The 5,520-nt window shown below is 77.6% G+C and carries 4 protein-coding genes; 1 reads left to right on the top strand and 3 read right to left on the bottom strand.

Annotation, left to right across the window (positions count from 1 at the left end; translation table 11 throughout):
* Both F9B16_RS48945 and F9B16_RS48940 read right to left on the bottom strand, forming a co-directional pair.
* A partial coding sequence (locus tag F9B16_RS48945) for a hypothetical protein (protein ID WP_151547103.1) occupies positions 1–193 on the bottom strand: 193 nt, incomplete at its 3' end.
* Between the two features lie 58 nt (positions 194–251).
* Positions 252–815, bottom strand: coding sequence for a TetR/AcrR family transcriptional regulator (locus F9B16_RS48940; RefSeq protein WP_225992651.1), 564 nt, complete (start codon positions 813–815; stop codon positions 252–254).
* An 89-nt stretch (positions 816–904) separates the two neighbouring features.
* Between F9B16_RS48940 and F9B16_RS48935 the strand changes: the two genes are divergently transcribed.
* Positions 905–1,876 carry an NADP-dependent oxidoreductase gene (locus F9B16_RS48935; RefSeq protein WP_151547102.1) on the top strand — a complete coding sequence of 324 codons (972 nt, stop codon included), beginning with the start codon at positions 905–907 and terminating at the stop codon, positions 1,874–1,876.
* 149 nt (positions 1,877–2,025) lie between these two features.
* Here F9B16_RS48935 and F9B16_RS51995 read toward each other — a convergent pair.
* Positions 2,026–5,520, bottom strand: a 3,495-nt coding sequence (locus F9B16_RS51995) for a hypothetical protein (protein ID WP_192809383.1), incomplete at its 5' end; no start/stop codon positions are given.

Here is a 5,520-nt window from a genome sequence, read left to right as displayed (position 1 = left end):
CCTCGCGGCACGCGCGGGCCGCCGCGTCGGCGCCGTCGAGGGCCTCGGCGAGCGCCGCGACCAGCACGTCCCCCGCGTACTGGAGCACCGGGCCGAGCGGGCGCCCGGCCAGCAGCGCCAGCCCCGCGCGGGCGTCGCCGCGCGCCACCGCCGCCCGGAGCCCCGCCAGCGCGTCCTCGTCCCACCCCGTCACAGGGACCTTTGTACAGACAACCCACGACCGAATACGGCGAGTGGCGGAAAGTCCCACTTCAGCGCCGCGCGGCGAGCCCGTCCATCACCAGGTCCAGCAGGTGGTCGCGGCGCGCGGCGAGGGACGGCGCCGTGTCGGCGATCGACCCGACGGCGCCCAGCAGCGCGAACACGTCGGTCTCGTCCACGTCCGGGCGGACGTCCCCGGACTCCTGCGCCCGCCGGAGCAGGTCCGCGCCCGCCGCCCGCATGCGCCCGCACGAGGCGTGCAGCGCGGTGGTGTCGTCCTCGATCGTGGCGACCAGGGACGCGGCGAGCCCGCGGTAGACGGCGAGGCCCGTGGCGAACTCGCGCAGCCACGCGGCCAGCGCCTCCCCGGGCGGGTGCGCGCCGCGCAGCGCCGCGGCGCGCTCCGCGAGCCGGTCGAACCGCCCGCCGAGCAGCGCTTCGAGGAGCTCCTCGCGGGTCGCGAAGTGCCGGTAGAGCGTGCCCATCCCGACCTCGGCGCGGCGCGCGATGTCGCGCAGCGACGCCTGGGTCCCCTGCTCGGCCACGACCTCGGCGGCCACGTCCAGGATGCGCTCCCGGTTCCGCTGGGCGTCGGCCCGCAGCGCACGCGTCATGTCCGGCATCCTAGTGGGCGTTGACAATCGGAGCACTGCTCCGGTTACTATTCCGGAGCACTGCTCCACTTTACTTCCGGAGGTTCACTGTGAAGGCGATCCGCGCGCACGGCCCCGGCGACCCCGGCGTCCTCGTCCTGGACGAGGTCCCCGTCCCCGAGCCCGGCCCCGGCGACGTCCTCGTCCGCGTCCACGCCGCCTGCCTCAACCCGCCCGACTGGTACGCCCGCCGCGACTTCGCGATGTTCCCCGACGACCTCTTCCCGCCCGGGGTCCGCCCGCGCATCCGGTTCCCCTGGACGCCCGGCTCCGACGCGTCCGGCGTCGTCGCCGCCGTCGGCCCCGGCGTCACGGAGTTCGCGGTCGGCGACGAGGTCTTCGGTCTCATCCGCTTCCCCAGCGTGGATGACGGCGGACGCGCCTACGCCGAGTACACGACCGCGCCCGCCGCGCACCTCGCCCGCAAGCCCCCGTCCGTCGACCACGTCCAGGCCGCCGCCGTCCCCATGGCCGGGCTGACCGCCTACCAGTACCTCTTCGACCACGTCCGGCTGCCCGCCGGGCAGAAGGTCCTCGTCAACGGCGCCGCCGGCGGGGTCGGCCACTTCGCCGTCCAGCTCGCCAAGACCCGCGGCGCCCACGTCATCGCCGTCGCCTCGTCCCGGCACGAGGACTTCCTCCGCGACCTCGGCGCCGACGAGTACGTCGACTACACCGCGACCGCCGCCGAGGACGCCGTCCGCGACGCCGACCTCGTCATCGACACCGTCGGCGGCCCGGACGCCCACCGCTTCCTCGCGACCGTCAGGGACGGCGGGACGATCAGCCCCGTGTTCCACGGCGACTACCACCGCGAGGAGGCCGCCCGCCGCGGCATCGGGTTCCGCGGCGGCCAGGTCCACTCCGACGGCGCGCAGATGGCCGAGCTCGCCGCGCTCCTCGCCGACGGCTCGCTCCGCGCGGGCATCGACTCCGTGTACGACCTGGCCGACGCGGCGAAGGCGCACGAGCGCGGCGAGCGCGGCCACATCCAGGGAAAGATCGTCCTGTCGGTGGCCTGACCACCCCGGTTACGCTCGCCCGATGGAGATCATCGAGGGCGCCGGCGCCTGGACCCCGTCCGGCGCCGGCGACCGGACCGAGGACCTCGCGCTCCTCGTGGTTTTCGGCCCCGCCTACGGCTCCCGCGGGCGCTGACCGGCCAGCGCCGCTACCCGGCCGACTCCTCCCGGTAGACCTCCACCGCGTACCGCAGCCGCGCGCCGACCAGCAGCGCCTCGTCCTCCGGGCAGGCCAGCAGCCGGCTCACCAGATCGACGAGCTGGTCGTCGCTGAGGTCGGGCTCGTGCTCGGCGACCCGCGCGACGATCTCGATCAGCTCGGGGCGCTTGTACGTCGCGATCGACCGCCCCCGCCGGATCCGCGGCGACTCCCCCTTCCCGCGCGGACGGTCCGTCCCGGGCGGCGAAGGATGCGCGCCGCCGTCGGGGACGTCGGGACGCCGCGCTTGCGCAGGCGGCGCCGCCTGTTCAGGCTTGCGCTCGCCCGCCGCACGCTCCTGCCGGACGTCAGGACGCCTTTCGGCGGCAGGCGGCCCGGGCTGCTCGGGCAAGCGGCCGCTGGGCGCACGGTCCACCCGCGTCTGAAGCGGATCGTGGCTGCGCCCGGGACCAGCCGCACCCGCCGGACTCTCCTCGCGCGGGGCAGGGCGCTCCTCGCGGACAGCGGGGCGCTCCTCGGGGGCGGGGCGGGCGTGGCGGGCGGGTGGCGGAGGGGCCGCGGGGACGCTGGGGGCGTCGTCCTTGGGACGGGCGTGGCGGCCGGGGTGCTGCTCCGGTTCGGAAGGGGGCGCCAGCAGGCCGAACAGCGACGCGGTCGGGGTGACGGTGTCGTGGAGGGACGCGGGCAGCGGGGTCGCGGGCAGCGGGCCCTCCGGTGCGGGCAGGCCGGGACCCGCCGGGCCGACGAGGATGGTGCGGGGCGCGAACCAGAGCAGGAAGAGCGCCTCGGCGCCCGCGTCCTGCTCGCCGTCCACGATGACGGCGTCGAAGGCGTCCGGGCGGGGCGGGACGACGTCGGGGATGCGCCACAGCGGGACGAGCCACGCGGGGACGGTGTCGAGCGGCGAGGCGGACGCCGGGGGCAGGGCCGCGCGGACGGCCGTCCAGGCGCGGGCGGAGGCGAGCGCGGCGGTGGAGGCGCGGAGGCGCTCCTCGGCGGCGTTCAGGGACGCGCGGAGGCGCTGCTCCGTCGGGGAGAGGGCGGTCTCGGCGAGGCGCCCGGACGCGCGGGCCCAGGCCCACGCGTCGTCCCAGTGGCGGGTGCGGTCGTGCCAGGCCTCGTCGCCGTCGGTGGCGAGGAGCAGGTGGGCGAGGTCGGGGTGGACGGCGCGGACGCGGTCGAGCAGTTCCTCGCAGCGCAGCTGGAGGGCGCGCTCGTGGCGGGCCTCGGCGAGGGCGCCGAGGCAGCGGCCGTAGGCGTCGGCGTCGCGGGCGTCGATGGCGGCGCGGGCGGCGGTGAGCTCGGGCGGCGCGCCGGGCCCGGCCGGGCCGATGGAGTCGCGGAGCGCGTCGAGGTCGGCGGCGGCGCGGTTGACCCCGAGGCCCTCGAGGGCGCTCTCCAGCGCGGCGACGTAGCCGTGCCACTGCAGCGGATGGCCGAGCTGGACGGCGATGCCGGCGCGGTCGAGGAGGTCCTGGGTCTCGTCGACGTACGGGACGGCCTGGTGGACGCGGTCGAGCCGGGCGTGCGCGCGGACGAACCGGGCGACGCGGTCGGCGGGCGGGAGGTCGGCGGGGAAGGAGATGCCGGCGGCCTCCCAGACGTACTGCAGCTCCTGGCAGGTCATCCGGATCATGAGGTCGGTGAAGACCGCTTCGAGGGCCTCGGCGGTGGCGGGCGGCTCGCCGTCGACGGTGATGCCGGCGAGGAGCGCGTCGGCCTGCTTCTGCGCGGCCGACCGCAGCGGCCCGCGCTTGAGGGTGCCGCCGTCGGCGAGGTGGTTGCGCAGGTCCTGGGCGGCGGACGCGAGGCGGCGCAGGTGCAGCTCGCCGGGCGGGAGGCGGACCTGGTGGGCGCCCAGGCTCTCCAGGGCGCGTTCGGCCCAGGCGGCGCGGGCGCCCATCTCGGCGACCCGGGCCCAGACGAGCGGGCGGCGGCGGGCGAGGGCGTCGGCGAACGCGCGGACGGCGAGGTCGGCGGGGTTCCAGCCGCCGGGGTGGCCGGCGAGGCCGAGGTCGCGCAGGGCGGCGCCGACGTTGGACGCGGCGCCGTCGAGGCGGGCGAGGAGGGTGACGTCGTGGGCGCGCAGGCGGCGCGACAGGTCGGTCTCGGACCGCTGGACGCGGTCGGCGGCGGCGGCCTCCGCCTCGATGAGGGTGCGGACGTAGGGGGCGCTGGGGAGGGTGCCGGGGTCGACGTCGCGCTGGGCGGCGCGGGCCTTGCGCTCGGGGGTCTCGCCGGCGAGGAGCGCGGCGAGTTCGGCGGCCTCGGCGGCGGAGATCGGCGGGGTCGGCGGGAGGTCGGGGGCGACGGGCATCCAGGACAGTCCGGGCGCTTCGGCGCGGAGCCGCTCGGCGAGTTCCCCGCGCGCGCCCCGGTAGCCGGATCCGAGGTCGGCGACGGATCCGCTGCGCAGATGCTCGGTCAGTTCGGCGACGTCCTGCTCGGCCTGCGCCTGCTTCTCGGCGAGGTCGGTGATGTCGGGGACGGGTGCGGCGGCGCGCGCGCGGACGGCGTCGGCGGCCTCCGCGGCGGTGGCGGGGTCGGCGACGGTGAGGGGGGCGAGGTCGGCGGGGAGGGCGGCGCGCAGCGCGGCGGACGCGGACGCGCCGGACGTCGCGACGAGGACCCGGTGGCCGCGCACCAGCAACCCGGTGAGCAGGTCGGGGACGGTCTGCGGGGTCCGTTCGGGCACGTGCATGACCTGCGGGCGGCGGGCGGGGTCGACGAACCGGGCGAGCCCGTCGGGGACGCCGCCGGACAGCAGGCCGATCAGCCGGGTGCAGTAGTCGGCGGCGGCCTCCCGGCCGGGCGGCCGGACGACGAGGGCGGGCGCGAGCCGGAGCCGCGGGACGGGCGTGGGGCTGCCCTCGGCGGCCCAGTCCTCCCGGTAGTCGACGGTGCCGCTGATCGCGGTCGCGCACCATTTGCGCAGCACGTCGCCGACGGAGGCGGTGAGCCCGAACCCCTGCCCGGCCTGGACGGCGTCGGACACCCAGTCGGCGGGCCGGAACCCGGGCGTGCCCGCGAGGAGTTCGCGGTCGCGCAGCGCGGTGCGCCCGGCGAGGACGACGTCGATGCGCTCGGTGCGCTCGTCCAGCGCGATCCGGACGGGGGTGCCGAGGAGGTGGTCGTGGACGGGCGGCGCGCCCGGCGGCCGCCAGGCGAACAGGCCGGTGGCGAGGACGACGTCGTGGTCGGCGAGGTCGCGCAGGATCCGGTACCAGTGCCGCAGGCCGAGCCAGCCGTCGAACTCCTCCAGCACCGCGGGCGGCGTCAGCGGGATGACGGGCACGCTGAACAGCACGTCGCCGGGGCCGGCGTCGGTCTCGACGTACACGTCGCCGGGCAGGTCGGCGAGCCAGTGGACCTGCTCGTGCTCGGCGAGGTCCCGGGACGGCCGCCGCCGGGACCGCGCGAGGTCGCGCAGGTGGCCGAGCAGGCGCGCGGCGCGTTCGGCGGCCTGCGCGGCGTCGAGCGCGGG

This window comes from Actinomadura montaniterrae (assembly GCF_008923365.1).
Lineage (GTDB): Bacteria > Actinomycetota > Actinomycetes > Streptosporangiales > Streptosporangiaceae > Spirillospora > Spirillospora montaniterrae.
This window is presented reverse-complemented; position numbering and strand designations above follow the sequence as displayed.

Coding starts and splice junctions, on each gene's coding strand:
- F9B16_RS48940 (WP_225992651.1), bottom strand. CDS start 815: ATGACGCGTGCGCTGCGGGCCGACGCCCAGCGGAACCGGGAGCGCATC.